Annotated in this window: 26 protein-coding genes; 13 read left to right on the forward strand and 13 right to left on the reverse strand. The window is 65.6% G+C overall.

Annotated features, from left to right (window positions below; translation table 11 throughout):
- Positions 1–437 precede the first annotated feature (437 nt).
- Both TX80_RS04210 and TX80_RS19925 read right to left on the reverse strand, forming a co-directional pair.
- A complete protein-coding gene (locus tag TX80_RS04210) occupies positions 438–3101 on the reverse strand; it encodes a valine--tRNA ligase (RefSeq protein WP_049921660.1) in 2664 nt (887 codons plus the stop codon).
- 310 nt (positions 3102–3411) lie between these two features.
- On the reverse strand, positions 3412–3534 hold the full coding sequence (locus tag TX80_RS19925) for a hypothetical protein (protein ID WP_268258129.1): 123 nt from the start codon (positions 3532–3534) through the stop codon (positions 3412–3414).
- A gap of 255 nt (positions 3535–3789) precedes the next feature.
- Here TX80_RS19925 and TX80_RS04215 point away from each other — a divergent pair, with 255 nt between their 5' ends.
- On the forward strand, positions 3790–4743 hold the full coding sequence (locus tag TX80_RS04215; RefSeq protein ID WP_049921661.1) for an ATP-grasp domain-containing protein: 954 nt from the start codon (positions 3790–3792) through the stop codon (positions 4741–4743).
- Entirely contained in the window at positions 4740–5660 is a 921-nt protein-coding gene (locus TX80_RS04220; RefSeq protein WP_049921662.1) for a hypothetical protein, read from the forward strand. The genes TX80_RS04215 and TX80_RS04220 overlap by 4 nt, the downstream gene beginning before the upstream one ends.
- Positions 5661–5696: 36 nt before the next feature.
- On the opposite strand, the gene TX80_RS04225 is transcribed toward TX80_RS04220, so the two are convergent.
- The 5 genes from TX80_RS04225 to TX80_RS04245 all read right to left on the reverse strand — a co-directional run bounded on the left by TX80_RS04225 (position 5697) and on the right by TX80_RS04245 (position 9811).
- A complete protein-coding gene (locus tag TX80_RS04225; RefSeq protein ID WP_049922198.1) occupies positions 5697–6641 on the reverse strand; it encodes an HFX_2341 family transcriptional regulator in 945 nt (314 codons plus the stop codon).
- A gap of 100 nt (positions 6642–6741) precedes the next feature.
- Complete coding sequence (locus TX80_RS04230; protein WP_049921665.1) at positions 6742–7341, reverse strand: hypothetical protein; 600 nt, start codon at positions 7339–7341, stop codon at positions 6742–6744.
- 107 nt (positions 7342–7448) lie between these two features.
- Positions 7449–7862: a VOC family protein gene (locus tag TX80_RS04235; RefSeq protein ID WP_049921666.1), complete on the reverse strand. Its 414-nt coding sequence runs from the start codon at positions 7860–7862 to the stop codon at positions 7449–7451.
- A 114-nt stretch (positions 7863–7976) separates the two neighbouring features.
- Positions 7977–9569 carry a sodium:solute symporter family protein gene (locus TX80_RS04240; protein WP_049921668.1) on the reverse strand — a complete coding sequence of 531 codons (1593 nt, stop codon included), beginning with the start codon at positions 9567–9569 and terminating at the stop codon, positions 7977–7979.
- The gene (locus tag TX80_RS04245) at positions 9566–9811 is read right to left on the reverse strand and encodes a DUF3311 domain-containing protein (RefSeq protein ID WP_049921669.1); all 246 of its coding nucleotides are present in this window, start codon (positions 9809–9811) and stop codon (positions 9566–9568) included. The genes TX80_RS04240 and TX80_RS04245 overlap by 4 nt, the downstream gene beginning before the upstream one ends.
- Before the next feature lie 175 nt (positions 9812–9986).
- On the opposite strand from TX80_RS04245, the gene TX80_RS04250 reads away from it, so the two are divergent.
- The 3 genes from TX80_RS04250 (at position 9987) to TX80_RS04260 (ending at position 12688) form a co-directional block, all read left to right on the forward strand.
- Positions 9987–10877, forward strand: coding sequence for an ArsR/SmtB family transcription factor (locus TX80_RS04250; protein ID WP_049921671.1), 891 nt, complete (start codon positions 9987–9989; stop codon positions 10875–10877).
- A 116-nt stretch (positions 10878–10993) separates the two neighbouring features.
- Entirely contained in the window at positions 10994–12391 is a 1398-nt protein-coding gene (dnaG, locus tag TX80_RS04255) for a DNA primase DnaG (protein ID WP_049921672.1), read from the forward strand.
- Positions 12392–12502: 111 nt separating this feature from the next.
- Complete coding sequence (locus TX80_RS04260) at positions 12503–12688, forward strand: hypothetical protein (RefSeq protein ID WP_049921673.1); 186 nt, start codon at positions 12503–12505, stop codon at positions 12686–12688.
- Positions 12689–12763: 75 nt separating this feature from the next.
- Here the strand turns inward: TX80_RS04260 and TX80_RS04265 are convergent, their stop codons facing one another.
- Both TX80_RS04265 and TX80_RS04270 read right to left on the reverse strand, forming a co-directional pair.
- Entirely contained in the window at positions 12764–13789 is a 1026-nt protein-coding gene (locus TX80_RS04265; RefSeq protein ID WP_049921675.1) for a hypothetical protein, read from the reverse strand.
- Positions 13790–13861: 72 nt separating this feature from the next.
- Positions 13862–15190 carry a DUF92 domain-containing protein gene (locus TX80_RS04270; protein WP_049921676.1) on the reverse strand — a complete coding sequence of 443 codons (1329 nt, stop codon included), beginning with the start codon at positions 15188–15190 and terminating at the stop codon, positions 13862–13864.
- 168 nt (positions 15191–15358) lie between these two features.
- On the opposite strand from TX80_RS04270, the gene TX80_RS04275 reads away from it, so the two are divergent.
- A complete protein-coding gene (locus tag TX80_RS04275) occupies positions 15359–15964 on the forward strand; it encodes an undecaprenyl diphosphate synthase family protein (protein WP_049921677.1) in 606 nt (201 codons plus the stop codon).
- A 9-nt stretch (positions 15965–15973) separates the two neighbouring features.
- Here the strand turns inward: TX80_RS04275 and TX80_RS04280 are convergent, their stop codons facing one another.
- The gene (locus TX80_RS04280) at positions 15974–16369 is read right to left on the reverse strand and encodes a DUF7344 domain-containing protein (RefSeq protein ID WP_049921680.1); all 396 of its coding nucleotides are present in this window, start codon (positions 16367–16369) and stop codon (positions 15974–15976) included.
- A gap of 106 nt (positions 16370–16475) precedes the next feature.
- Entirely contained in the window at positions 16476–17447 is a 972-nt protein-coding gene (uppS, locus tag TX80_RS04285; protein WP_049921682.1) for a polyprenyl diphosphate synthase, read from the reverse strand.
- 164 nt (positions 17448–17611) lie between these two features.
- On the opposite strand from uppS, the gene TX80_RS04290 reads away from it, so the two are divergent.
- The 7 genes from TX80_RS04290 to TX80_RS04320 all read left to right on the forward strand — a co-directional run bounded on the left by TX80_RS04290 (position 17612) and on the right by TX80_RS04320 (position 22713).
- A complete protein-coding gene (locus TX80_RS04290; RefSeq protein WP_049921683.1) occupies positions 17612–18016 on the forward strand; it encodes a DUF5778 family protein in 405 nt (134 codons plus the stop codon).
- A 49-nt stretch (positions 18017–18065) separates the two neighbouring features.
- Positions 18066–19145, forward strand: a complete 1080-nt coding sequence (gene ahbB / locus TX80_RS04295) for a siroheme decarboxylase subunit beta (RefSeq protein WP_049921685.1) — start codon at positions 18066–18068, stop codon at positions 19143–19145.
- A gap of 27 nt (positions 19146–19172) precedes the next feature.
- Entirely contained in the window at positions 19173–19829 is a 657-nt protein-coding gene (locus TX80_RS04300) for a precorrin-2 dehydrogenase/sirohydrochlorin ferrochelatase family protein (RefSeq protein WP_049921686.1), read from the forward strand.
- Positions 19826–21163: a glutamyl-tRNA reductase gene (gene hemA / locus TX80_RS04305; RefSeq protein ID WP_049921687.1), complete on the forward strand. Its 1338-nt coding sequence runs from the start codon at positions 19826–19828 to the stop codon at positions 21161–21163. Before TX80_RS04300 ends, hemA begins: the two co-directional genes overlap by 4 nt.
- Positions 21164–21338: 175 nt before the next feature.
- The gene (locus TX80_RS04310; protein WP_049921688.1) at positions 21339–21620 is read left to right on the forward strand and encodes a 4a-hydroxytetrahydrobiopterin dehydratase; all 282 of its coding nucleotides are present in this window, start codon (positions 21339–21341) and stop codon (positions 21618–21620) included.
- Positions 21621–21627: 7 nt separating this feature from the next.
- Positions 21628–22014, forward strand: coding sequence for an LWR-salt protein (lwrS, locus tag TX80_RS04315; RefSeq protein WP_049921689.1), 387 nt, complete (start codon positions 21628–21630; stop codon positions 22012–22014).
- Positions 22015–22074: 60 nt separating this feature from the next.
- Positions 22075–22713: an HAD family hydrolase gene (locus tag TX80_RS04320; RefSeq protein ID WP_049921690.1), complete on the forward strand. Its 639-nt coding sequence runs from the start codon at positions 22075–22077 to the stop codon at positions 22711–22713.
- 65 nt (positions 22714–22778) lie between these two features.
- Here the strand turns inward: TX80_RS04320 and TX80_RS04325 are convergent, their stop codons facing one another.
- Positions 22779–23438 (reverse strand): helix-turn-helix domain-containing protein, encoded by a 660-nt coding sequence (locus TX80_RS04325; RefSeq protein ID WP_049921691.1) that lies wholly within the window; start codon positions 23436–23438, stop codon positions 22779–22781.
- A gap of 73 nt (positions 23439–23511) precedes the next feature.
- The gene (locus TX80_RS04330) at positions 23512–25356 is read right to left on the reverse strand and encodes a molybdopterin biosynthesis protein (protein ID WP_049921692.1); all 1845 of its coding nucleotides are present in this window, start codon (positions 25354–25356) and stop codon (positions 23512–23514) included.
- Between the last annotated feature and the right edge of the window lie 69 nt (positions 25357–25425).

Below are 25425 nucleotides of genomic sequence, written 5' to 3' on the forward strand. Positions count from 1 at the left end.
GCCCGATCATGCTTACGCACGTATCCACGGCCTGAAGGCCGTGACATTGTGCTGTTCCTCCTGTAACGGCTCCTGAGTCCGACTCCACGCCCTGACGGCGTGCGAGTTCGGGTACGGATCGAGCGCGGCCGCTGTGGACCGCCGTTCGATCGTTCCGACAGCGGAATCGTACCGCACGACGCCCGCTTCGACCAGTTTCGGAAGGGGAGCGTGGCGGAACCCGATCACGGCCGACTCGAGCCGTGGACGTGACGGCTCGCCGCCCCGAAGGCGACCTGCGCGGTGAGTTCGTCGACGGACACGGCTCCGACGTTCTGTGACAGGTCGTCCTGCTGAAGCGCTGGTCGATAAAATCAGGCACAGCGCCGATATCCACGGTTTCCGTCGACGTCGGTTCCGACCGGGCCGAAACGCGACCGGGTCGAGTCAGTTCGCGCTCACTCGAGGATGACGACCGCCGACTCGGTTTCGATCATCTCGCCCTCGCCGGAGTAGGTTCGCTCGTACTCGACCTCGAAGAGGTCGGCCGCGAGTTCCTCGCCGGCGACCCGGAGAACCCCGGCGTCGCGGTCGAGTTCGTAGTCACCGCTTTCGATGCCCGCGTCGATATCGCCGACTTTCGAGCCGAACTTCGGTCCGAGCGTCGAGTAATCGAGATCGATCGAGGCGATTTCGGTCGTCACCTCGGGCTCGTCCTCGAGCACCGTCAGCTCCTGAACGTGCATCACGTTCCGGATCGCCCCTTCGAAGCCCTCGATGGGGCCGTAGACCGACACCGACTCGAGGTCAGCGTTCAGCGGCAACTGGTTCTCGCTCTTGTAGCGTCGCAGCGCCGAGATGACCTCCATGGCGGTTTCGCCGGCCTCGAGATCGGCCTCGTACCCCTGCGGAGTGGGCCAGTCGCGGGTGTGGATACTGCTGTCCTCGAGATCGGCACCGTCGTCAGTGTAGACGGCCTGCCAGATTTCCTCCGTCGCGTGGGGCAGGAACGGGGCCCACAACTCGAGGAAGGTTCGGTGGGCGGTCCGCAAGGCGTACTGTGTCGAGGGGTTGTCCTCGCGTCCCTTCGCGATCTCGAGGTAGTCGTCGCAGAAGGTGTTCCAGAAGAAGGTTCGCAGGCGGTCGCGGGCCTTCGCGAACTCGTAGTCCTCGAGTTGGGCGGTCAACTCCTCGATGGCGTCGTCGAGTTCGGCCAGCAGCCAGCGGTCGATCGCCTCGAGCTCGTCGGGCTTCTCGGGATCGCGCGGTGCGAGCGTATCGACGAGTTTCGAGGCGTTCCAGAGTTTGCGCAGGAGCTTCTCGCCGGCCCGGAGATCCTTCTCCTGATACGGGAAGTCGTCGCCGACGGCGGCGCTTGCGGCCCAGAATCGAACCGCGTCGACGGGGTAGTCCGCGAGCACCTCGTCGGGGGCGACGATGTTGCCCTTCGATTTGGACATCTTCTCCCGGTTCTCGTCCAGCACGTGGCCGTTGATCATCGTCGCGTCGAACGGCACCTCGCCGGTGTGTTCGTAACACTTGACGACGGTGTGGAACAGCCAGAACGAGATGATGTCGTGGCCCTGCGGACGCAGGTCGAAAGGATACAGTTCCGGCTTCTCCATCCGGAACGTCTCGGCGTCGGCGTCCCAGTCCCAGCCGGCGTTGATCAGCGGCGTCAGCGAGGAGGTCGCCCACGTATCGAAGACGTCGTCCTCGGGGACGAACTCGTCGCCGCCACACTCGGGACAGCTATCGACCGGCGGATCGTCGCTCAGGGGGTCGACCGGCAGGTCCTCCTTTGCGGCCACGATTTCGTGATCGCAGTCCCCACAGTACCAGACCGGGAACGGAATGCCCGAGTCGCGCTGGCGGGAGATCAGCCAGTCCCACTCGAGGCCCTCGATCCAGTGCTTATAGCGAGTAAACATCTTCTCGGGGTACCAGTCCATCTCGCGGCCGGCCTCGAGATACTCGTCTTTGTGGTCGAGCATCTCGACGTACCACTGCTTGGAGACCCGGAACTCGACGGGCGTCTCGCAGCGCTCGTGGACCTGCACCGTGTGGGAGATCTCCCAGCGGTCCCGCAGGTACCCTTCAGCGTCCAGATCCTCGACGATGGCCTCGCGGGCGTCCTCGGTAGACAGCCCTTCGTAGTCGCCGGCGAGGTCGGTCATCGTCGCGGACTCGTCGATGGCGACGCGCAGCGGCAGGTCGTGAGCCTGATACCACTCGATGTCCTTCTGGTCGCCGAAGGTACAGCACATGACGATCCCGCTGCCTTTCTCCATGTCGACGCGCTCGTCCGCGATGATCGGCACCTCGTGGCCGAAGATCGGGATGCGAGCGGTTTCGCCGACGAGATCCTGATTCGCCTCGTCGTCGGGGTGGACGAAGACCGAGACGCAGGCGGGGATGAGTTCGGGGCGCGTCGTTGAGATGACGAACTCGTCGCGGGGTGTGTCGTCACCGACCAGTTCGAACGCGATGTCGTTGAAATGCGAACCGCGCTCGTCGTCCTCCATCTCGACCTGCGAGATGGCCGTTTCGCAGTCGGGACACCAGATCGCCGGCGCTTTCTTTCGGTACTCCCGGCCCTTCTCGTAGAGATCGAGGAACGAAAGCTGGGAGATGCGCTGGACGCGGGGTTCGATCGTCTTGTAGGTGTTGTTCCAGTCGATCGAACACCCAAGCCCCTGCATCTTCTCCGTGAACTCGGCCTCGTACTCCTGACAGACCTCGCGACAGAGCTGTTGGAACTCGCGGCGCTCGTAGTCCTGGTGGCGGATATCCAGCTCCTTTTCGGTCAGTCGTTCGCTTGCGATCCCGTTGTCGTCGTAGCCGAACGGAAAGAGGACCGCACCGTCGTGCATTCGCTGGAACCGCGCGGCGAAGTCCTGTAGCGTGTGGCCGTAGAGATGGCCCATGTGCAGACTCCCCGAGACCGTCGGCGGCGGCGTATCGATAGCGTAGACGGTGTTCGGGTCGCGTTCCGGATCGCTTTCGTAGGCGTAGACGTCCTCGTCGACCCACCGCTGTTGCCAGCGGGATTCGACCGTCTCCGGCTCGTAGTCGCCCTCGAGGCTCGGTTCGTCGGTCTGTTCGGGCGCGTCCATACTCATGCTCTCACCGCCCGCCGCGGGCGTCGTCGATACGTCGTCGAAACGTGCAGTTGGCGCTGATCCATAGTCGTCGTTGTGCTGTGAATGCTGGTCGGCGACAATACATCCGTCGAAACGGGGCGGGAAATGCGGGGCTACGAGGCCCCTACGAAAACGGCTGCAGCCGGGACCGCGACGGACTGGCTCATACCCTGAAGTTCGGATGGGGATCGTGTTAGATGTTTCGCGTCCGAGACGATACACGGATCACCGGGACTACCCGAACGCACGTCGACGGCACGAAAAAAGGGACCGAGTTACGCGGGCGAGATTAGGAGCACTTTTCAGGACACTCGCCGGTTGCCAGGGTCGTGATCGAGTCGAGCGTTGCCGCGTTCGACCGTTCTTCGAGGTCCTCCACGAAGTGGACCGGATCGTCGGTTTTGTCGGACATTGCAAGCGATACTATGGGGGCAATAAACAGTAAGCTTTCACACTCAAATCATAGGTTATGTACAAAAGATCCATATAGAATTTGATGGGCATGCATGTAAATGGCTATCACTACTATGTGTGTACATGGATGTCACTATCCGGTTCGGAACCCGTTCGCGACGGTCCACGCGATCGAACCGGCATGACGGTCCGAGACGCCGAACGTGTCCATACACAACACAGTTTTATTACCTAATATAACACACTGGTAACTATGGGTGTCCTGTTACTCGGCCCCGGTTCGGATCCGCAACTCACCGCCGTCGAGAACGAACTCGAGCAGCGAAGCGTCGAGACAACGGTCTGGGATGCGGACGAGTGGCCCGACGACGGCTCGCTCACCGTTCGACAGGACGGTGCGACGACGCGGCTGGCCGTCGGCGACACCGCGGTCGATCCGTCCTCGATTCACACCGTCTATCTGCGGAACTTCGCGCTCAACCCCCGACTGCCCGACTACCGGGATCGACTCGAGGAACGACCGTTCGCGCTCATAAACCAGCTCCGGGAGTATCAGGCCGTCGTCGAGTCGATGCTCGCACACCTTGCCGACCGCGGCGTCAGGCTGGTCAACCCGCTGGACACGCTGGATATTCACCGACAAAAACCGTGGCAGCTGTCGGTCCTCGGGGGGGCCGGGATCCCGATCCCGAACACCCTTACGACGACCGATCCGGATGCAGTTCGTGCGTTCGCGGATCGCGTCGACGAGGTCGTCTACAAACCGGTCGGCGGTGGCGGCTACGCCAGCCTCCTGACCGACGACGACCTGACCGACGACCGACTCGAGTTGCTCTCGAACTCCCCGGTCCAGTTTCAGGAACGGATCGAGGGCGAGGATATCCGCCTGTTCGTCGTCGGCGGAGAGGTCGTCGCCGCCGCACGGATCGTCTCCGACGAACTGGACTACCGGACGGAAGACCACGACGTCGAACGGATCGATCCCGCGTCCCTCGAGACCGACCTCGAACGGGCCGCGGTCGAGACGGCGGCCGCGCTCGACCTGTCGTTTGCCGGCGTCGACATCGTCGCCGGCGCGGATCGGTTCTGCGTCCTCGAGGCCAACCCGTCGCCGATGTTCGCGGCGTTCGACGACCTCGCCGGAACCGATGTTGCGGGTGCGCTTGCGGAATTTCTGGCGACACCTGACACCGGCGACCGAGCATGACCAACGCATCGACGGCCGACGAGTCCGGCGTCGACGAACTGCTCCGTGGCGAGTTCGGCTTCACCTGGGGTGAAACCGACGGAACGACGTGGCTTCGCAACGACGACGGCGACTACAAGCGGCTCGACCCGTCGTTTTTCGACCGGTTGCGCGAGCTGGCTCACTCCGAGTGTGAACCGGCGTCGGTCGACCCGCGGGTCCGACAAACGATCGCACTCCTCGCCGACGAAGGCTACCTGCGACGTGGCGGCGAGATCACGCACCACGAGACGCCGTCCGACATCAGACTGTGGCCTCGAGTCGGAGCGTTCGCGGCGATGGTCGCGCTCTGGCTGGCGTGTCTCGCGATCCGGCGGGCCGAACTCCGGCGCCTGCCGTCCGAACTCCCGTTCGGGCTGGAGTTTGCAGTACTCGTGTTGCCGATTTTACTCGCCTCGACGGCGATCCACGAACTCGGACACTACACCGCGAGCCGGCGGTACTTCACGCCGACGATCAGGTTCGGATGGCTGAACAAGATCATTCCGGCCGTCATTACGCGCACCACCGACGCGTGGGCATGTCCGCGCAACGCCCGGATCTGGATCAGTCTCGCCGGCCCGTTCGTCGACGCCCTCGTCGCGGCGACCTTCGCGGCGGCGTTCGTCGCCGCTCCCGATCGGCACGTGCTCGGGTTTCTGGCGCTGTTGATCGGCGCGCGGATGCTGTTCGTCCTCAACCCGCTCATCGAGGGAGACGGTTACTGGGTCGTCGTGGACGCGTTCGGGCTGCACAACCTCCGAAGCAGGGGCTTCCGGGATCTCAAACGAGCAACCCCGTCCGGTCCGGCCGCGTACGCGCTCGCAGTCGTGGTGTTTACCACTGGATTCGCTGCCCTCAACCTGTATGTCATCACCTCCGCCGTCGGCATCATCTGACGCAGCGCCGCCTGCGGCCGTGTTCGCCGGCGCTCGTCAGTCATCGGTCCCGTCGTCCGAGTGTGCTCTGACCCACAGTTCGCCGATCCGGGAGAGCCGCGTTCGGTAGGACTTCCCGTGCTCTTCGCGTTCGATGTAGCCTTTCCCGCCGGGACCGAGTCGGTCGACGTTGTAGATGACCTTCGATCGGAAGCTGTCGGTGTACTCTTCGTTTAGCTCGCGGGCGAGCGATTCGGCGAGTTCCGAGACCGAATCGAACTCCCCGTCCTCCCCGAGTTTATAGAGGATGAGTTCCTCGAAGGGTTTGACGTTCGAGAAGGTCGCAACCGGTAGTTCGACGATGTGGTCTCCGCCGATCTCCTTCGCGCCGATCGTCGTCCCACGTTCGTCGAACTCGTCGAGGAGGTCCCGGGCGCTCTCGAGCCGGTCGGCGATCCGGTCGGCGGCGATTCCCTCCGCGTCCCCCTCGGCCCCGTCCGTCCGGGCGGCTCGTCGCTCGCGGTCCGCGAGATCCTCGAGCAGCGCGATCTGTTCGCGCAGTTCCTCGGCGAGTTCCGTCTCGAGGTACTTCTCCGGGGCGGTGTAGTAGGTGTGGATGTGCTCGCGATCCTCCTGTCGTTCGACCATCAGCGAGTGGGCGGCGTTGGCGAACGCGAAGCTAACCGTCCGGGGCATCGCGGCGACGTTGACCCAGACCTCGTTGCCCCGGTCGAGTTCCGCGGTGATGAGTTCGTAGGCCTGTTCGAAGGCGGCGTCGTAGTCGTAGACGTCTTCGAGCACGAACCGTTCGGTTTCGGCACCGAGCAGGCTCCGGAAGTCGGTCTCGAGCTTTTCCGAGAGGTGCCGGGAGTACTCGACGTTCGCCTCGCTGCCGACGGCCCCCTCGAGCAGGATGACGCTGTCGACGTCGATCTGATCGCGCACCAGCGGCGCGATCAGCCGGTCGTAGTCGAACCCGACCGGAACGATGTGCGTTTGCATGTCCGAGACGTGGGGCGGCGTCGTAATCAATCCCAGCACGTCGCTGCGAGCGTGTGCTACGGTCCCGGAGTTCAGGGAAAATCCGGCGACTTTCGTCGCGTCACGTACCGAGGTCGACCGTTCGAACCAGCGTCGCGATCGTTTCGCGATCACGCTCCGGATCGACCGCGAGACCGTCCTCGTTCGACCCGCCCGCCGCGTCCGGCGTCTCGAGTGGCACCGTTCCGCCCGCCACCCCGTAACTCGTCTCGGTCGGCCAGACGGCGACGTGAGCCTCGGTCGCGATTCGGGGGGTTCCGTCGCCGGAATCGATCGGGTACGACGCCTCGAGGACGTACCAGATCCCTGCGGTGCCGTTTTGGGCCTCGAACTCGTGGGTTTCGCGGGTGTTCTCGACGGCCAGCCCTTCGCCCTCGATCGTCTCGACGAACTGAGATTTCGCTTCGGGTGCGGCTTTCGAGAGGACCGAATCGGGCGAGATACCGATCGACGAAAGCGACGGGGAGACGTCCAGATCGACCGCGAACAGTGAACGAGGTGGGATCGCGCTCTCGCCGCGGTCGGCCCGGATCTCCGGTTCGGTCGGCCCGTACAGGGTCGTCTCGGCGGTGATCGAGGCGACCAGCACGCTCGTCTCTCCGGTTCGCGTTCCCAGCGGCTGCCACGTCTCCGCTAACGAGTCCGGCAGGTCGGTCGTCATCGACCGACCATAGGCTATCGTCACTTTTCGGTCTGCCGATACCGCAAGCTTCGATCGATGGTGTCGCCCGCCGCTTTGCACTGGGACCGGAGCGACAGGATACCCACTCACGCCTGTGGTGCAACGAGTTCGACCTTGATTCCATCCGGATCTTCGGCGTATACCGCGTAGTGGTCGTCGCCGCCCGCATACGGATGCTGGTCCTCATAGAGGATCGGAACACCCCGCTCACGGAATTTCCGGGTCATTTCATCGACGTGGTCCCGGGACGCCGCGTGAAAGGCGACGTGATTCAGACCGGGCCGCCGACGATCGAACGGGACGCCATCGCTCGCGTCGGCGTGGGCGAGAACGAGGTACGTCTCCCCTCGTTTCCACGACGTTCCACCGTCCCACTCCTGATACGGTTCGTATCCCAGTTCGGGCAACAACCATCCCCAAAACCGCTTCGATCGATCGAACTCCGTCGTGTACAACTCGAGGTGGTGAAGTCGTCCCGTTCGGCCATCGACTCGACCCATGCGTTCTACACGAGTCTGACCGAAATTAATCCCCGTGGCCGTGAGCCACAGATCAGTCCGGTATGCTACTCACGGTGTTGCCGCTCGGAAGCGTAACCGACTCCGCACTGTCCGTTAGTCGGCACCGAGCCCGTCGAAGTAGATCGCCCGCCGTTCGTCGGCCGCCGGTGTCGTGACGAGCGAGACGCCGACGGTGACGACGAGGCCGATCCCCATCCCCACGAGGCCGGCCGACCAGCCCGCGTACGACCCCTGGAAGACGGTCACCAGTCCGGACCCGAGTGCAGCCGCGAAGCCGTCGATCGCCGCGGCCACGACGGCGGGCGCGATGGCCTCGAGTACCGTCGCGGCGGCGTCGATTCCCCCGACGATCGGCTCGACGAACAGAGTCGTCAGGTAAAACCCCTGACTGACGAGGAGGCCCATGGTGATCCCGGCCCGGGTCGTTTCCCGCCAGTACAGCGCGACGAGTACGGGCAACGCCAGCTGGGCGAACCCGCTGAAAGCCGCGTCCCCGAGTTCGAACAGCGTCGCGGGCTGGTGCAGGCTGACGAGAAACGCCGCGGTCGCGAAGACGACGACGACGACGCGGGCGATCAGGTCCTCCCGTCGCTGGGAAAGGCGGCGACCGAGGGTCTCGAGGACCGGCCGGTAGAGGTCCCGTGTGAAGTACGACGACCCCGAGAGCAGCATCGAGTCCGAGGAAGACATCATCGCAGCCATCGCGCCGGCGATCACGAGCGCGGCGAACCAGCCGGGGGTAAACGCCGCAAGCACCGCGGGAAGGACGTTTCCGCCCTCGGGAACCGCGACGTCGAGGCCGCGAGCCCACGCGCCGAGCATGAACGACGGGACGAACAGCAACACACAGAGGACCGGCCACAGCGCGAACGATCGCTTGAGAACGGTCCGTGAGCCCGCCGCGAAAAAGCGCTGGTTCACCTGCGGGAACATCGTGACGCCGAACCCGATCACGATCGCCGTCGAGAGCATCCACTGGGGCGTGTAGTGGTCGCTTCCGAGGACGAGGTACTGTGGCGCTTCGGCCTCGAGCGCGGCGGTCGCACTCCCGGGGCCGCCGACGACCGCGAGCACCCACCCCATCGCGACCCAGGTGGTGACGAGCATGAACGCGCCCTGGAGGGTATCGGTCCAGGCGATACCGCGCATTCCGGCGACGACGACGTAGAGGATCATAAACGCCGTCACGAGCCCCGCGCCGACGGCGTAGGGAACTGCCCCGTCGGTCAGCGCCTGGAGTGCGGTGCCCGCACCGACCTGCTGGAGCATCACGTACGGGAACAGCCACAGCAGGCTGATGCCCGCGACCAGCCCGCGAAGCCACGGTGAGGCGAACCGGTCGCCGAGCATCTCCCCGAGCGTGACGTACTCGTAGCGGCGGCCGAGCAGCCACTGTTTGTAGCCGATCACGTACCAGAGGACCGCGAAAACGATCCCGTCCATCAGCCCCATAACCAGCACCCACTCGGGCCCCTCGTGGTAGGCGATGTTCGGCCCGGCAAAGAACGTAAAGGCCGACAGGAGCGTCGCGAACGTCGTAAAGAGTAACACGACGGTTCCGAGCGTCCGGCTCGCGAGGTAGTAGTCCTCGGCCGTGCGATCGGTCAACCGGTACGCGACCACACCGACGAAAAGCGCCACCAGCAGATAGCCGACGATGATCCCGAGTTGCTGAGTCACGGTCACGGCGGCTCACCCCCGGACCGGGGGTCCGTTCCGCTCGAGTCGGTTTCGATGCCGATCCCCCACGCCCGCTGTGTGAACAGCCAGAAGACGAGTGATGCAAGTCCCATCCAGCCGACGTGCCACCACAGCCACAGCGGGAAGCCGGCGACGACCCGCCCGTTCCCCCACAGGAACCACGGGATCGCAAGCGCACAGAGGACGAGCGCGACCGCGATCCAGCCACCGGACTCGAGACGACCCATGGGCGACTCTCCGGAGCCGACGTTGGTAACCCTTTCCTTCGACAACCCGTATCGAAGAGTATCGTTCTTCGGTCCGTCGTGACGGCTTCTGCGCGGGATTTTCCGTAGGTAAAATCGCTCTTTCACGGAGGAAAAAGCGTATACGTGTCGGACAGCGAATGAGAATCAGATCGCTATGGCCCGTCTGTTCCCGTTCCGTTCCGAAACGTCCACACAGGACGGGCAGCCACGGGTCGTCGACCTCGAGGGAGAAGACGCCGACGCGGTGTTCAGCGCGCTCTCTTCGACGACGGCCCGTCGGATCTACGCCCGACTCGACGACGAACCCGCGACGCCGAGCGACCTCGCCGACGCGATCGACTCCTCGATCCAGAACGTCCGGTATCACCTGGAGAAACTCGAGGACGCCGGCCTCGTCGAGGTCGTCGACACCTGGTACTCCTCGCGTGGCAACGAGATGAGCGTCTATGCGACCACCGACGGGCCGCTGATCGTCACGAGCGACGAGTCGAAGGCGGCCCAGCTAAAGCGTGCGCTCTCCCGGTTGATCGGCGGGGTCGGCGCGCTGGCAGGAGGCAGCCTGCTCGTTCAGTACGGGCTCACGCGGTGGTTCTCCGGGAGTCAAACGGGGGGAACCGACGGTGGGATGGTGACGACCCAGGACGACGCAGGCGGGGATGCAAGCGGCGGCGACGATCCCGGAGCCGACACCAGAGACGGCACCGAATCGGACGCAGATGTCGGAGTACAGGATACCGAAGAGACAGGGGAGGGGATGGAGAACGGTGCCGAAAACGGATACGAAAGCGGAGCCGAAAACGGGTACGAGAACGGTGCCGACGACGCGTCGGGAGACGTCTCCGAGGAGATGGCCGAAAACATCTCCGGCAACGGGTCCCTGCTCGACGGCGACAACGGGACCGCCGACAGTCTCGGCGATGGGGTCGCCGACGGGGCCGACGCCGTCTTTCAGACCGTCCCGCCGGGGCTGCTCTTTTTCCTCGGCGGACTGGCCGTGTTACTCGCCGTCACGATCTACTGGTACTGGTACCGACCGACGTACTGATCGCGTGTGTTTCTTCACAGGTCAACAGCTATTTGCCCATCACGGCCCACATTCGACGTAAACCGATCTCAGTACGCGGCTCCCGCGTCATCGCCCCCTCCCGGGGCAGATCTCCCATGGAAGACACCTCGAAATACCTCATTCACGCGGATGTTACGGCTGACGGGGTCGTCGAGCGGAGCGACGTCGTCGGCGCGATCTTCGGGCAGACCGAAGGGCTGCTCGGCGACGAACTCGATCTCCGCGACCTCCGTCAGTCACAGAAAGTCGGGCGTATCGACGTCGAAATCGCAAGCACGCAGGGACAGTCACACGGCCATCTCACCATCGCGACGAGCCTCGACAAGGTCGAAACGGCGACCCTCGCCGCCTCGCTCGAGACGATCTCCCGGGTCGGTCCCTGTCGGGCCGATCTCGAGGTCACCGAGATCGAGGACGTCCGAGCGGCCAAACGAAAGGCGGTCGTCGATCGGGCGAAAGAACTCCTCAGGACGGGGTTCGACGATAGCGTCATGTCTTCGGACGAGATCCTCGCGGAGGTTCGCCAGCACGTCCGCGTCGAGGACATCACCGAGTACGAAGGACTGCCCGCCGGCCCCCGCGTCACCGACAGCGACGCCATCATCGTCGTCGAGGGGCGGTCGGACGTGCTCACCCTGCTGAAATACGGCGTCAAGAACGCGATCGCGGTCGAGGGAACGAACGTCCCCGACGCGGTCGCCGAGTTAACCCGCCACCGCACGGTTACGGCCTTTCTCGACGGCGACCGCGGGGGCGATCTCATCCTCGAGGAGCTCACGCAGGTCGGCGATGTCGACTACGTCGCCTTCGCCCCCTCCGGGAGTTCCGTAGAGGAGCTCGACCACCACGAACTGTTCGCCGCCCTCCGGAACAAGGTCGCGTACGACACCGTTTCGGGGTTAAACGAGCCCCGCGAGGCCGTGGCCGCGACCGACGGCAGCACGAGCCCGGCACCGGTCCCGTCGCCGGCACCGACCGATCCCGACGCCGTATCACCGTCGATCGACGAGCCGGCCGATCCCGGATCCGATGACCGGGAGGCGACGAGCCGGTCGGGTTCCACACCCGACTCGAGTGACTCCCCGACGACCGAACCCGCCGGTCCCGATTCGAGTCCCGCCGAGCAGCCGGCCGCGGCGGGCGACGACGTCACAGACGCCGAAACGAAGCCCGACGAGCCCGAGACGGTCTACGGCCACGCGGCGGCGGTGATCCGTTCGGGAACCGATCGCGTCCGGTTTCTCGATGCGGAGACCGAAGTCATCGACGAAGCCGACGCGAGCGAGGCCTACGAGCGTCTCGCGGATCTCGAGCCGGTCCCGACGACGGTCGTCTTCGACGGGATTCTGGGACAGCAGTTGCTCGATCTCGCGGCCGATCGCGGCGTCGATCGGATCGTCGCCGGATCGCTCGGGCAGTTCACCAAACGGCCGACGAGCGTCCGGATCCACGCGATCGACGACATCGCGACCGAACCGCCGGACGGCGAGTAACGACGCCGTACGGCACCGAGCCGACGGGAGCGGTTCGTGAGGGATGCCCACGCGTTTCAGGAAGGGAGCCGGTCCGAGGAGTTGATATGGGGATGGTCACGAGTGCAACCGATGACCCCATCGCTAACGGCCGCACTCGCCCTGCTCGGTACGTGGATCCTCCTGACGCTCGCGGTTACGGGAGCAACCGCGCGCACACAGCGGCGTTCGGACGACGTGCTCGACACCGTCGAACAGCTCGCCCGGCGGGAGCGAGACGAATCGGCTCCCGGCGTTCGATCTCGCTCGGAGGACTGACCCGACGCAGTCTATAGTAGCCACTGCAAGTCACTGCACACCCGATCGCACGACGGCTGTGCGATCGGTGTGTCACTATAGCGCACAGCAGTCGAGCACGTCGGCGTGTGCCTGCAACAAGCCCTCCGTCGAAACGTCGGCATCGACGACGACCGTTCGGCCGTCCCGTTCGACGCGGACGTTCCGAATCCGATCGGAGTTCGCGTCGGCATCCTCGAGCACGGACTCGAGGGAATCGATCGTGACCCGATCCGGATCGACGACGAACCCGTAGGTTACGTCGGTTCGGCCGGCCGATCGGACGGATGCCGACGCCCCGATCCGTTCGGCGACGCCGACGGTTGCGGCCAGCGGGTCGGGTGCATCCGCGAGTGCCCGTCGAAGTCGCGTCCGCGTTCCGGATCCGAGGTCGGCGACGGCACTGACGTCGCCGTCGGGCACGGACTCGAGGTGACCGGCGGTCGCTGGTCCGGGGCGTCCTGCCGAACCGCGAGCACGGATGCCGAGTGCGGCGTCGGCGTGGCCGACAGCGGGGTGTGTTTCCGGGTTCGTCTGCGGTTCCGCGGCCGACTTCGACTGCCGGCCCCCCGCTCGGGTACTGTATCCGATAGCAACGGCCGAGCGCGTCGGAGCTATGGCGAATTCACCGTCGACGAACCGCTCGACACCGTCTCGGCTCTCGACGGCAGTGAAGCCCTCTTGCCGAAGCGTCGAGCGGACGGTATCGGCCGGGAACGAGCCGGTCGCGACTGCCGAACCGGTGACCGGGGTCCCGTCGACGACGCCGGCGGTGCCGGTGACGGCATGGACCGCATCGAGGGAAACGGGGTCGATCCGCTCCTCGAGGGCCGCCACGAACGGAGCGAGGTGTTCCGGGACGCGAGCGGTCCGGATCGCACTCCGGTTTGCCCTCGCGGTGATCGTCGTCGGTGGTCGGGAACCGACGGCAGTACCGGTCCCGCTCCGGCTCCGTGATGCCGACTCCGCTGTGGATCGGTTTCGTCGAGAACTGACGGACCCGGCCGCGGTCCGGCCGAGCAGCGCCAAACCGCCGGTCGCAATCGCTGCTGCATTGTGGAGGATCGATCGCCTCGAGTTCATATCCATCGATTCGAGTGACGGATATAAAAACGAGGGTCGGCGTCTTCTGACCGAGAAACCGTCGGCTCCCCTTCAGCCGAGCGTCGCAAACGAAAGCACCAGCAGCGCACAGACGAGCGCGCCGGACAACGTCGCGAGGAAGTTTACGCCCTGATTCCCGAGGAGCGATCCCTCGAGGGTCGCACCCAGAACGCTATCGACGGTCATCCCGACGAAGCCGGCGGCGACGATGATCGCCGCGCCGATGGGGTCGACCTCGGGGAAGAGTCCGTAGGAGATGCCGGCGACGAGGGCTGCACCGACGAGACCGGCGAGTTCGCCCTGCCAGGTGACGCCGCCGTCGGTTCCGGGCTCGACCGGTTCCAGCGTCGTAATCAGCCGTGGCGTCTCGAAGACGCTGCCGATTTCGCTCGAGAGGGTGTCGCTCATCGCGGTCGCGACGGAACCGGTGAACGCGAAGAGAAACAGGATCGGATCGACCGCAAGCACGGTGGTAGAGCTTGCGGCATAGCCGAGTACCGCAGCGAGCGCGACGGCGGCGTTACCGAGGACGTTCCCGCTCCCGCGTGCGCCGTCGTTGTCCTCGGCGACGCCGAGTTCCGCTTTGCGCTCGTAGCGGAACTTCGTGGCGAGACCGCCGATCGCGAAGAACGCGATGAGGACGACGAACCAGCCGTAGCCGCCGAGGACGATGGTCAGCAGGCCGAGAAAGACGCCGGTGAGCATGCCCGCGACCGAGGCCGTCTCGAGGGCGTAGGAGACGTACCCGAGCGCGACGGTGACCGCGAGCGCGGCGGCGACCTCTGCGGCACCGAGTGCTGGCTCGAGTTCCGCGAGCAGCCACAACAGGAGGCCGACAGAGAGCATGACGATCGGGTCGTCGTAAAGCAGGAGCATATCGCGCAAGAGCGCAGCGAGCAACGCGCCGCTTGCTGCGAGGAAGACGACCGTCGGAAGCGTCGGCCCGATGGCAAGACCCGACGCTGCAAGCGCAGCTATCTGGCCGCCAACAGCGGCGACCGTCGCCACGAGACAGAAGGCGGCGACGACGAGAACGTCGTCGTCACCGACGTACGTCCGCGTAACGCGTTCGGCGAGGTTCCCGTATCCGATGAGGAACACGGTGCCGACGAAAACCGCAAGCGACATCGACGAGGAGACGGCGACGAGTCCGAGTGCGACGGCCGCGAGGACGAACGTGATCAGTCCGTAGAGGCGGCCGTCCTCGTAATCGCCGGGATACGCGAGGAGATCGAACAGGGGACCGTCGGTGACGACGACCGCCCCGAGCAGGACGATCGCAGCCAGTACGGCTCCCCCCTGTGGGCCGACGAGCGGAACGGCGAGCGAGAGCGTACTGAGAGCCGCGAAGACGCCGGCTCGCCGAACGGGTGCTGTCACGATATCGGTGTCTTTCTGTGGCGTTCACTTGAAGGTTCCCGAACCCGAATCGCGCCCGATATCGGCGTCCTGCGCGGCTCTCGAGCGAGATGGTGGTCCTCGCCGTTCCGTCCCCGTTCGCGGCTCGGACCCGTAACCTGTATGGTATTGCCCTGAGAACGTAATTTCGTGGGACTGTACGAACAGTATCTGGCCCTCCGAATCCGCCGCCACGACGTCGACCTGCCCGAACACATCGCGCTGGTCATTACCGAGCGGGATCTGCTCGAGCGGGGTGCATACGAGACGCTCACCGATTTCTTCGAGTGGGCGTTCGAGTACGCGTCGCGCGTGACCGTCTACGTGAGCGTCCTCGATACCGCAGCTATTCCCGCGTTGCGACGCGAACTCGAGACGATGAACGCCCCGCGGGAGGTGGCCGTTCGGGATCCGGACGACCGATCGCGTGCCGACGCTCCGATCCAGATCGGGATCGGTCTCGGTGGAAAACACGAGTTCACAAGCGCCGTCCAAACGCTCGCCGAAAGCGTCGAAGCAGGCGAACTCGAGCCCGAAGGGATCGATGACGAACGCGTCGAGCAACATCTCGTGTTCCCGTCGGAGCCGGATCTGGTCATCAAAACCGGCGCGGAGCGGCTCTCGGACTTTATGATCTGGCAGTCGGTCTACTCGGAGCTGTACTTCACCGACGTCAACTGGCGGGATTTCCGCAAGCGGGACTTCCTGCGAGCGGTCCGGGAGTACTGTAACCGATCGCGGCGGTTCGGCCGCTAGCGCGTTCGATCACCCGGAGCCGGTTTCGGTCCGCGGCCCGGACGACGGGGTCGACTCACCCGAACCCCCGACGAACCCCCGCTCGATCTCCGCCGGCGGCTCCTCGAGCGCGACGACCGGGGACTCCATTCTGACCGTCCCGCCGTCGTACTCGACGATGTCGTAGGCCTCGAGCGTCGGCAAGACGTCGTGAACGAGCGTAATCCGTACCCGATCGATCGCGGCGTCGTCCCATCTGGCGATCACGTTCGTCAACCGATCGACCGACAGCGGTGTTTCACACGCCGAAAGCACGTGGAGTGTGATCCGTGTCCGGGCGTCTGCGAGGAGCGTGTAGGCGTCGTCGACCGGAACGTCCGTCACCCGAACGAACCGCTCGACGTCGACGGGAGCACTGCGCGACATTCGCCTAGTATTGAAATAATCGTTAATAAAATTCTTCTGGTGGCGTAGCGAACGGTTTCCCGTCTGATCCAGCAGTTTCCGCGGTACTTCGAGAACGCGGCACCGATCAGTCGGCGACCTGACCGCCCGAATCGATGCCATCGACCGACTGGTCGTTCGCGTCCGGATCGTTTTTCGCCTCGAGCTCGTCGACGTCGGGTCGTTCTCCGGTCGGCAGCGAGTCCCGGAAGCGATCGAGGACCGACTTGGCTTCGGTGAGTTCCGCCTCGCTGACGGCCCCGAGTAGGGCACGCGCCCGCCGTGCCCGGGTTCGTCGCCACGACTCCTCACGGTGTTCGTAGGTCCGAATCCCGCGGAGGAAGTCGGTTTTCGAAAACTCCGGCCAGTAGGGCGTACAGAAGTAGACGGCCGCTTCGTTCCCGTTGGCATGCCAGGGGAGGAAATTCGACGTTCGTTCGTCGCCGCCGGGCCGGATGATCAGATCGACGTCCCGAACCGGACGGTCGTACAGACGGTCCTCGATCGTCTCGACGTCGATCTCGTCGGGATCGATCTCGCCGGTATCGACCTCCGTGGCGACCCCGCGTGCGGCCTCGAGCAGCTGTGAGCGACCGCCGTATGCCACCGCGATGTTGAGGACGAACCGATCGTAGGTGCGCGTCCGCTGTTCGGCGTACTCGATAGCCTCCTGTACCCGTTCGGGGAGCCGATCGATGTCGCCGATCGCGCGGATGGAAACCTCGTTGTCGTGGACGCGCTCGGCGTCCGCGAACTCGTGGAGTTTCTCACGGAGGAGATCGAACAGCGCTTCCCGCTCGTCGGCCGGTCGTTCGAAGTTCTCCGTCGAGAACGTATACAGCGTCAACTCCTCGACGCCGATCTCCTGACACCACTCGAGGACGCGCTCGGCCGTCTCGGCACCCGCCCGGTGACCGTCGTGGGCGCTACCGCCGTTCTGTCGGGCGTACCGCCGGTTCCCGTCCTGAATCACCGCGACGTGCGTTGGGGCGCCGGAGATTTCCCTCGAGAGGACCCGCTCGTAAATTGCATCGACGCGCCGCCGAAACCAGCGCTTCATCGACCGATGAAACGTTATCGAGGATTATGTGTCTTGTGTGGTATTCCGGGTCAATGAAACGGCGGTCCACGCAACGCAGCCAAGGAAAAAGACCCGTCGAATGGCGTGAGGACGGCTCCGTCGAATCGTGACGGCTATCAGTCCGGCGGTTCTCGGTTCGGGCAATGACGGACGCGATCGACGAGGACCTCTACCAGCGGACCAAAGCACTGCTCGAACCCGGCGACATCGAACTCAACGGCGCGATCGTCCACACCGACTACGCGGGAAGCGAGGACGTCCAGATGATGCAGGCGACGATCGACATCGGCGACAGCATCGCCGAACGATCGGGCTACGAGCCCAACGACTGTTACGTCTACTCGGGCAACGACGATCCCGACTTCTCCTCGAACCAGCATCAGGGCCTCACGCTCGAGGACGAGGAGTTCGTCTGGGAGTGCCAGCAACTCCTGCGAAACGGCAGCTTCGATATCGTCATCTACTACCGGGCCAGCGCCGACCACGAGGCGATCCTCGAGGACATCCGGGAACTCGGGTACGAGGTGACCGGCGTCGAAGGCGAGTGAGTTGACTGCCTCCGGTTTCCTTATCCTTTGGCAGTCCCGAGAGCCTCGTATGGACACGGACGGCGACCTGACGGAACGCGAACGGGCGGTCGTCAACGCTTTTCAGGGCGGCTTTCCCGTCGTCGACCGGCCCTTCGAGCCCGCAGCGGCGGCCATGCGCGACCGCGGGGTCGACATCGACGCGACCGCGCTGCTCGAGACGATCCGCGAACTGGACGCCGACGGCGTGCTCTCGCGGTTCGGGCCACTGGTAAACGCTCAAGAGATCGGCGGCGCGGCGACGCTGGTCGCCATGCACGCCCCCGACGATCGGTTCGACGAGATCGTCAAACACGTCAACGACCACCGCGAGGTGGCCCACAACTACGAACGCGAACACCCGCATCTGAACGTCTGGTTCGTCGTCTCCGTCGCGAACGAGGACCGCGTCGAGGAGGTCCTTTCGGAGATCGAAGGCCAGACGGGACAGGAGACCTACAACCTGCCCAAACAGCGGGAGTTTCGCGTCGAGGCCAAGTTCTACGTCGACGGCCCGCTCGACGGAGCCGGCGACGAACCCGCCGGCATCGATCTCTCCGCTCTCGGTCCCGACGTCGAACCGACCGACGAGGCGGCGCTTTCCCCCGCCGAACGGGACCTCGTCCTCGAGGTACAGGACGGCCTTCCCGTGACCGAAACGCCCTACGCCGACGTCGCCGACGCGATCGGGCGGGACCGCGAGTGGGTGCTCGAGACGCTCGTACGGTTCGATCGCGAAGGGAAAATCCGGCGGATCGGCGTCGTGCCAAACCACTACGCGCTCGGGTACACGGAAAACGGGATGACGGTCTGGAACGTTCCGGACGACGTCGTCGCCGATGTCGGCCCCGAGGTCGCCGCTTTACCCTTCGTCACCCACTGTTACGAGCGCCCGCGCCACGAGGGCGTCTGGCCGTACAACTTCTTCGCGATGACACACGGCCGCACCGAGGCCGAGAGTCGACGCCGCATCCGGCAGGTCCGCGAGACGATGGCCGACCACTGGGACGTGACCGACGACGACTGGGACTCGTTGTTCTCCACGCGGATCCTGAAAAAGACCGGCATCAGGCTGGAGGCACGGGCCAACTCGAATACCGTCTCCGACTAACGACCGGCGGCGATACCGTTCCCACCAATGATCCCGCTCTATCACGACTTCACGAACGCGACGGTGCTTGTCTTCGGCGGCGGTCCCGTCGGCGCGCGGAAGGCGCGCCGGTTCGCCCGCGAAGCCGACGTTCTCGTGATCAGCCCCACGTTCGCCGACGAAGCGTTCGGCTCGGCCGAGCTGATCCGGGCGGCCCCCGGACCGGCGGACATCGGGGCGTGGATCGATCGCGTCGCGCCCGCGCTCGTCGTCGCCGCGACCGACGACGACGCCGTAAACGAAGCCGCGGTCGAGGCGGCCCGCGAACGGGGCAGCCTCGTCAACCGCGCTGATCGGTCCGGCGAGCGCGATCCCGGCAGCGTCGTCGTGCCCGCGACGGTCCGGGAAGACCCCGTCGTCGTCGCGATCGCAACCGGCGGCACCGCTCCCGCGTTGAGCAAACACCTCCGGCAGGAACTCGAGGAGACGCTCGCGGGGGCCGGTCCCATGGCCGACCTCTGTGGGGCGTTGCGAACCGAACTCAAGTCCCGGGACGTATCGCCGGCACGGCGACGCGAGATCGTCACCGGCGTCGTCAATTCTCCGGAGGTTTGGACAGCTTTACGTAGCGGTACTTCGAACACACGTCAAGTGATCGAGGACGTGCTCGGCGAGGAACTATCTACGGGGGGTGAACGGACGTGATTCCGACGGGAGTCGTCACTGCCGCGCGGGTGACCCACGAGAGCGGCACCGTCGACGACCTCGCAGCCGCCAGTCCCGAGAGCCAGCGGGCCGCCGTCGCCGATCTCCGCTCCGTTCCCGACGTCGAGGAAGCGTACGTGCTCTCGACGTGTAATCGGGTCGAGGCCTACGTCGTCGGGACCGACGCCGCCGTCGGCCGGGCCGCCCTCGAGGAGTTTTTCGCCGCAGTCGACGACGACGCCGTCGCATGGACGGGCCACGATGAGAGCCTTCGACACCTGCTTCGTGTCGCATCGGGGCTCGAGTCGGTCGTGCTCGGCGAGGACCAGATCATCGGGCAGGTCCGGACGGCCTACGAGGACGCCCGCGACGCCGGCGGCATCGGCTCGATGCTCGAAGCCGCCGTCACGAAGGCGATTCACGTCGGCGAACGCGCCCGGACGGAAACGTCGATCAACGAGGGCGTCGTCTCGCTTGGCTCGGCCGCGACGAAACTGGTCGCCGAGGAAGTCACACTCGCGGGTGCGACCGCACTCGTCGTCGGGGCGGGGGAGATGGGGCGACTCGCCGCCCGCAGCCTCGCGGATGCCGGCGTCGACGAACTCGTCATCGCGAACCGAACGCTCTCTCACGCCGACCATCTCGCCACGGAACTGGCCGACGTGGCCGACACAACGGCCGTTCCACTCGAGTCGCTCGCGACGGTTACGACCGAGGTCGACGCCGTCGTCACGGCGACCGGAAGCGACGAACCGGTACTCGACCCTCACCACTTCGCGGACGAGGGGGCTGCCGACCGCGTCGTCGTCGATCTCGGCCAACCGCGTGACGTCGCTCCGGACGCGGACACGCTGTCGACGGTGACCGTCTACGATCTCGACGATCTGGAGTCGATCACGCGAGAGACACGCGACCGGCGCGCCGACGCCGCCCGCGAGGTCGAATCGATGATCGACCGCGAGTTCGACCTGCTGTGTGAGCAGTACAAACGCGCCCGGGCCGACGAAGTCATCGCCGCGATGTACGAGTCCGCCGAGCGGATGAAAGAGCGCGAACTCGAGACGGCGCTTTCGCAACTCGAGGACGATACGTTCACCCCGGAACAGCGCGAGATCGTCGAATCGATGGCTGACGCACTGGTCAGTCAACTCCTCGCGCCGCCGACCAAGAGCCTGCGCGAGGCGGCCGCCGAAGACGACTGGAGTACGATCAATACCGCGTTACAGTTGTTCGACCCCGACTTCGGCGGCCGGGAGACGACGGCACCGTCACTGCTGGATGCCGTCGACGGAACCGGGGCCGACGTCCAGATCGGCGCAGCCGACGACGATTGAGCCACGGGTCGCCGCTTGACTGTGGTTCCGACCGCAAGCGGCGGCGCTAACGCGGGCCGTCGAGCGATCCACGACCGTGGCGGCTGTTATCGGCGGCTCGGCCCACGAACCGTCCGGTTGTATCCGGTGTGGACGTGGCACAATCATTATTTGATTGGCCTTCGTTCGACAGCACATGGCCGATCTACTTTCCGACGACGAAATCGAGGCCCAACTCCCAGCCGAGTGGACCCGCGAGGGCGACGAGATCGTTCGGACCTACGAGTTCGACGACTACCTTCGGGGCGTCAACTTCGCCCAGATGGTCGGCGAAATCGCCGAATCGCAGTTCCACCACCCGGAGATCGTTATCCGGTACAAGGAGGTCGAAATCCGTCTGACATCCCACGAGGCGGGCGGGATCACGGACGACGACGTCGAGATGGCGGAACTGATCGAATCCGAGCGAAACGCGTAACCTCGCGATGGACGGCCGGTACGTCTTCCAGGTCCGGGTCCGCCTCGAGCCCGCGACGAACGCGGTTTTCCTCGAGCCGTCGACGGCCGAGACGAGCGTCACCCTCTTTCGCGAGGCACCGGAACCGGGGACGGAGGGCTGGCTGTTCTTCCGGGATACCCTCTGGCGCGGCGAGATCGGCGACGAGGCCCATGCCCGTCGCCTCGCCGAGGAGTGGCTCGACGAACCCGTCGAATCGGTTTCGTTCCGCGAACTGCAGGTCGACGGGACCTACTTCGCGTCGCTGAAGGACGCGATCGCCGACGATCTCGCGGCGTTCAAGGCCGACGACGTCGACGAGGTGCTCTCGAAGTACCTCGGCTCGAGCATCCGCGTCCTCGAGACCGACGAGTGAGCGTCTCGTTGTCATCGGTCGATACCCATTTATTCACGACTCCCGTAGCGTTGTGTCCCGATGGTCTCCGAGTACGACTTTTGGTTGCTCGATCTCGATGGCACGCTCGTCGACGTGGAGTGGTCGTACACCCGCGAGGTGTTCGATCGGGTCGGCGACCGGCTCGGTTACGAGTTCTCCGACCGGGAGGCCGACATCCTCTGGAACGGACTGACGGGATCTCGAGACCGTCAGCTCCGGGAGTGGGGGCTCGAGCCCGGCGAGTTCTGGGAGGCGTTCCACGCCGAGGAGGATCCGCTCGTCAGGGCCGAACAGACGTACCTCCACGAGGACGCCGCGTTCGTCGCCGACCTCGAGAAACCGGTCGGGCTGGTCACCCACTGCCAGGAGTTCCTCTGTGAACCCGTCCTCGACCACGTCGGGATCCGCGACTGGTTCGATGCACGGCTCTGTTGTACCGAGGAAACCGGCTGGAAGCCCGATCCCGAACCGGTTCAGTCCGTGATGGCCGACCTCGGCGTCGGAAACAACGGCCACAGAGGCGTGCTGGCGGGTGACGGCGCTAACGACGTCGGCGCGGCCTGGAACGCCGGACTCGACGCGATCCATGTCGAACGGGTCGGCCACGACCGGCGCGGGCGGTGTGTCCTCGGCGACTACCGCGTCCGGACGTTCGACGAACTCGACGGTCTCCGATAACCACCGAACGGTCGCGAGGGCGATCGACGGGTCGACCGCGGTCCGGCCTCCGTGGCGGCGAGGCGTTACTGCGATCGGGCGCGTTCGTTCGCCGGTTGCAGTTCGTCGTCGACCAGCGTTTCGTAGGCTCGCCGAAACCGCTCGGAGAGGGCCTGATGGGAGATGCCGAGTTCGTCGGCTAACTCCTCCATCGAGATATTCCGGGGAATCTCGAAGTAGCCGTACTCGAGGGCGGCTTCGAGGGCCTCCTGTTGCTCGGGGGTCAGTCGCGTCTCGCATCCCGCGGGCTGGGTAACGTCGGTCACGCGACGGAGATCGACGTTGAGTCCGGAGTCGGCGAGGCGATCGTAGGCCTCGGTAAGCGTCTGGCGGTCACGAAACCGCACTCTGGCCTGCCACCAGCCGTCGGTGCCCCACATCTCGAGCAGCGATCCGCCGTCGGCGAGCAATCGGTCACAGAGTCGATCCGTTCCCGCGTCGTCGGCGAACGTAACGTCGAACAGCTGTCGGGGGCCGGTTTCGACGAGCAGTTCGTACTCCGCCACGGACGGGTCCGCTTCGAAGGCCGTTTCGACTCGCTCGCAGTCGACTCCGGATACCCAGAGACAGGGACGCGTCTTCGATACGGACGACTCGAGTTCGACGGTCGCGTCGGGTACGTACTCGAACGTCGTCGCCAGGGTCGTTTCGGTGGCCGGAAGCCGGAGCTCCGCTATGGTCGACATCAGGATTTGTACACCAGCACGGCCTAAAAATCGCTGTTCAGCGGACGGTGACTGTCTCGATCGGCGACCGGTTTCAGCTCCCCTCGAGCGCTCGCTCGAGGTCGCGGACGCCGGGTTTGTCCGTTCGGTCGGGGTTTGCGAGCACCCGGACCGACTGCGTGCCGATCGGAACGAACTCCAGATCGAGTCGGGTGGCGGTGTCGCGAAGGCCGAGGGCGGCGTCGGCGTCGCCCGCGATGACCTTCCGAGGAGGGCTCTCGTGGGCACGCAGTCCGAGATCGAAGCCGTCGATCGACGCGCGCAGGTCGGCCCGGTCGACCTCGCGATCGGCCGCGAGGTCCGCGAGGACGGCCTCGAGGCTCGAACGCAGGCCGGAGTCGGTCGTCCGGTTGACGAACCGAAGCTCGCGATCGACGAGGTCGGCGAGCCCCTCGATCTCGTCGGGGTTACCGGGCCGGACGATCAGCCCCCACTCGCGCTCCCAACCGCCGAGCGCGGTCGCCTCGACGGATCGCTCGGTCGGCCCCGCGACGACCGCTACGTCCGGGACGCCATTGCGGAGCCGCCGCAGCCCGGGCCGGGACCCGACGGCGAGATAGCGGGGGTTCTCGAGGCCGTCGAGCAGTCGGTTCAGGGTCGGGTCATCCTCGCCGACGCCGAGCAGGGTCGGCGGCCGGACGGACGGCGAAAACAGGGTGACCGTGACGGATTCACCCGCCTCGAGGTAGTCGGTTTCGGGGTCGACCTCGACGACGCCGTCGGCTTCGGCGAGGCTGGTCGTCGCGCCGCTGCCCTTGTCGACGGGGTAGACGAGCGACTCGCCGTCGGCGTCCTCGACAAGTCCAACGGGCAGCAGGCGATGCCGCCCCTCCGCGTAGCGCTCCCGGACGGCCATCGTCCCGTCGATCGTCGCCGTCTCGGGTTCGGGCACGCCGGCCGCGTCCCGGATCGCCGGCGCGACGAACGTCCGAAAGACCATCATCGCGGAGACGGGGTACCCCGGCAGACCGACGTACGCGGATCCGTCCAGTTGCCCGACGAGCATCGGCTTGCCGGGTTTGATGCGGACGCCATGGAGGAGCAACTCGCCTTGCGCTTCGATGACGCGGTAGATGACGTCGACCGCGCTCGCGCTCGTCGAACCGGACGAGAGGACGAGATCGCATTCGTCGGCGGCCTGCCGGAGGAGCCGTTCCATCTCGTCTTGCTCGTCGCCCGCGTGTGGGTAAAGGACGGGTTCCCCGCCCGCGTCTTCGACGCCCGCGGCGATGGTGTAGCTGTTGACGTCGTAGATCTCGCCGCGGTCGCTTTCGAGGTCCTCGCTCGGCCGGACGAGTTCGTCTCCCGTCGAGACGATGCCGACGCGGGGGCGTTTCCGGACCGGCACCTCGTCGATCCCCAGCGCGGACAAGAGTCCGATATCCCGCGGGGTGATCCGGGTCCCGGGACCGAGCGCGCGTTCGCCCGCAGCGACATCCGCACCGGCGAACATGACGTTATCGCCGGGCGCGACCGCGGTACGGACCACCACGTCGGCCCCATCCCGCTCCGTCCGCTCGACGGGCACCATCGCGTCCGCGCCCGACGGCATCACCGCGCCGGTCGAAATCTCGACGGCCTGACCCCCCTCGAGTTCGACGGCGGGGTTCTCGCCGGCGTGGACCTCGCCGACCACCTCGAGTCGGGCGGGATCGGCCTCGTCGGCACCGAACGTGTCCGCGGCCCGGAGGGCGTAGCCGTCGAGGCTCGCCCGGTCGAATCCCGGGACGTCGAGTTCGGCGTCCAGCCGCGCCACGAGCACCCGGTCGCGGGCGTTCTCGAGGGGTACGCGTTCGACGCCGCCCTCGATCGACAGCGAGTCGATCGCCTCGTGAGCCGCCTCGGGGGACGCGAGGTCGCGAAACTCCTTGCGGTTCATACCGGTCCTTCGGAGCCCGGGGTCAAAAACGTCGGTCGATCCGACGATAGTGTGGCGTGTTCGCAGACG

This window comes from Halopiger djelfimassiliensis (assembly GCF_000455365.1).
Classification (GTDB): Archaea; Halobacteriota; Halobacteria; order Halobacteriales; family Natrialbaceae; genus Halopiger_B; species Halopiger_B djelfimassiliensis.

Bases quoted from the DNA above. Each gene is read 5' to 3' on its own strand.
- TX80_RS04250 (WP_049921671.1), top strand. From the start codon at position 9,987: ATGGCCCGTCTGTTCCCGTTCCGTTCCGAAACGTCCACACAGGACGGG.
- TX80_RS04225 (WP_049922198.1), bottom strand. From the start codon at position 6,641: ATGCAAACGCACATCGTTCCGGTCGGGTTCGACTACGACCGGCTGATC.
- TX80_RS04220 (WP_049921662.1), top strand. From the start codon at position 4,740: ATGACCAACGCATCGACGGCCGACGAGTCCGGCGTCGACGAACTGCTC.
- ahbB (WP_049921685.1), top strand. From the start codon at position 18,066: ATGGACACGGACGGCGACCTGACGGAACGCGAACGGGCGGTCGTCAAC.
- TX80_RS04290 (WP_049921683.1), top strand. From the start codon at position 17,612: ATGACGGACGCGATCGACGAGGACCTCTACCAGCGGACCAAAGCACTG.
- TX80_RS04300 (WP_049921686.1), top strand. From the start codon at position 19,173: ATGATCCCGCTCTATCACGACTTCACGAACGCGACGGTGCTTGTCTTC.
- lwrS (WP_049921689.1), top strand. From the start codon at position 21,628: ATGGACGGCCGGTACGTCTTCCAGGTCCGGGTCCGCCTCGAGCCCGCG.
- TX80_RS04230 (WP_049921665.1), bottom strand. From the start codon at position 7,341: ATGACGACCGACCTGCCGGACTCGTTAGCGGAGACGTGGCAGCCGCTG.
- TX80_RS04235 (WP_049921666.1), bottom strand. From the start codon at position 7,862: ATGGGTCGAGTCGATGGCCGAACGGGACGACTTCACCACCTCGAGTTG.
- TX80_RS04245 (WP_049921669.1), bottom strand. From the start codon at position 9,811: ATGGGTCGTCTCGAGTCCGGTGGCTGGATCGCGGTCGCGCTCGTCCTC.
- TX80_RS04210 (WP_049921660.1), bottom strand. From the start codon at position 3,101: ATGAGTATGGACGCGCCCGAACAGACCGACGAACCGAGCCTCGAGGGC.
- TX80_RS19925 (WP_268258129.1), bottom strand. From the start codon at position 3,534: ATGTCCGACAAAACCGACGATCCGGTCCACTTCGTGGAGGACCTCGAA.
- TX80_RS04215 (WP_049921661.1), top strand. From the start codon at position 3,790: ATGGGTGTCCTGTTACTCGGCCCCGGTTCGGATCCGCAACTCACCGCC.
- TX80_RS04280 (WP_049921680.1), bottom strand. From the start codon at position 16,369: ATGTCGCGCAGTGCTCCCGTCGACGTCGAGCGGTTCGTTCGGGTGACG.
- TX80_RS04310 (WP_049921688.1), top strand. From the start codon at position 21,339: ATGGCCGATCTACTTTCCGACGACGAAATCGAGGCCCAACTCCCAGCC.
- dnaG (WP_049921672.1), top strand. From the start codon at position 10,994: ATGGAAGACACCTCGAAATACCTCATTCACGCGGATGTTACGGCTGAC.
- uppS (WP_049921682.1), bottom strand. From the start codon at position 17,447: ATGAAGCGCTGGTTTCGGCGGCGCGTCGATGCAATTTACGAGCGGGTC.
- TX80_RS04265 (WP_049921675.1), bottom strand. From the start codon at position 13,789: ATGAACTCGAGGCGATCGATCCTCCACAATGCAGCAGCGATTGCGACC.
- TX80_RS04320 (WP_049921690.1), top strand. From the start codon at position 22,075: ATGGTCTCCGAGTACGACTTTTGGTTGCTCGATCTCGATGGCACGCTC.
- TX80_RS04330 (WP_049921692.1), bottom strand. From the start codon at position 25,356: ATGAACCGCAAGGAGTTTCGCGACCTCGCGTCCCCCGAGGCGGCTCAC.
- TX80_RS04260 (WP_049921673.1), top strand. From the start codon at position 12,503: ATGACCCCATCGCTAACGGCCGCACTCGCCCTGCTCGGTACGTGGATC.
- TX80_RS04325 (WP_049921691.1), bottom strand. From the start codon at position 23,438: ATGTCGACCATAGCGGAGCTCCGGCTTCCGGCCACCGAAACGACCCTG.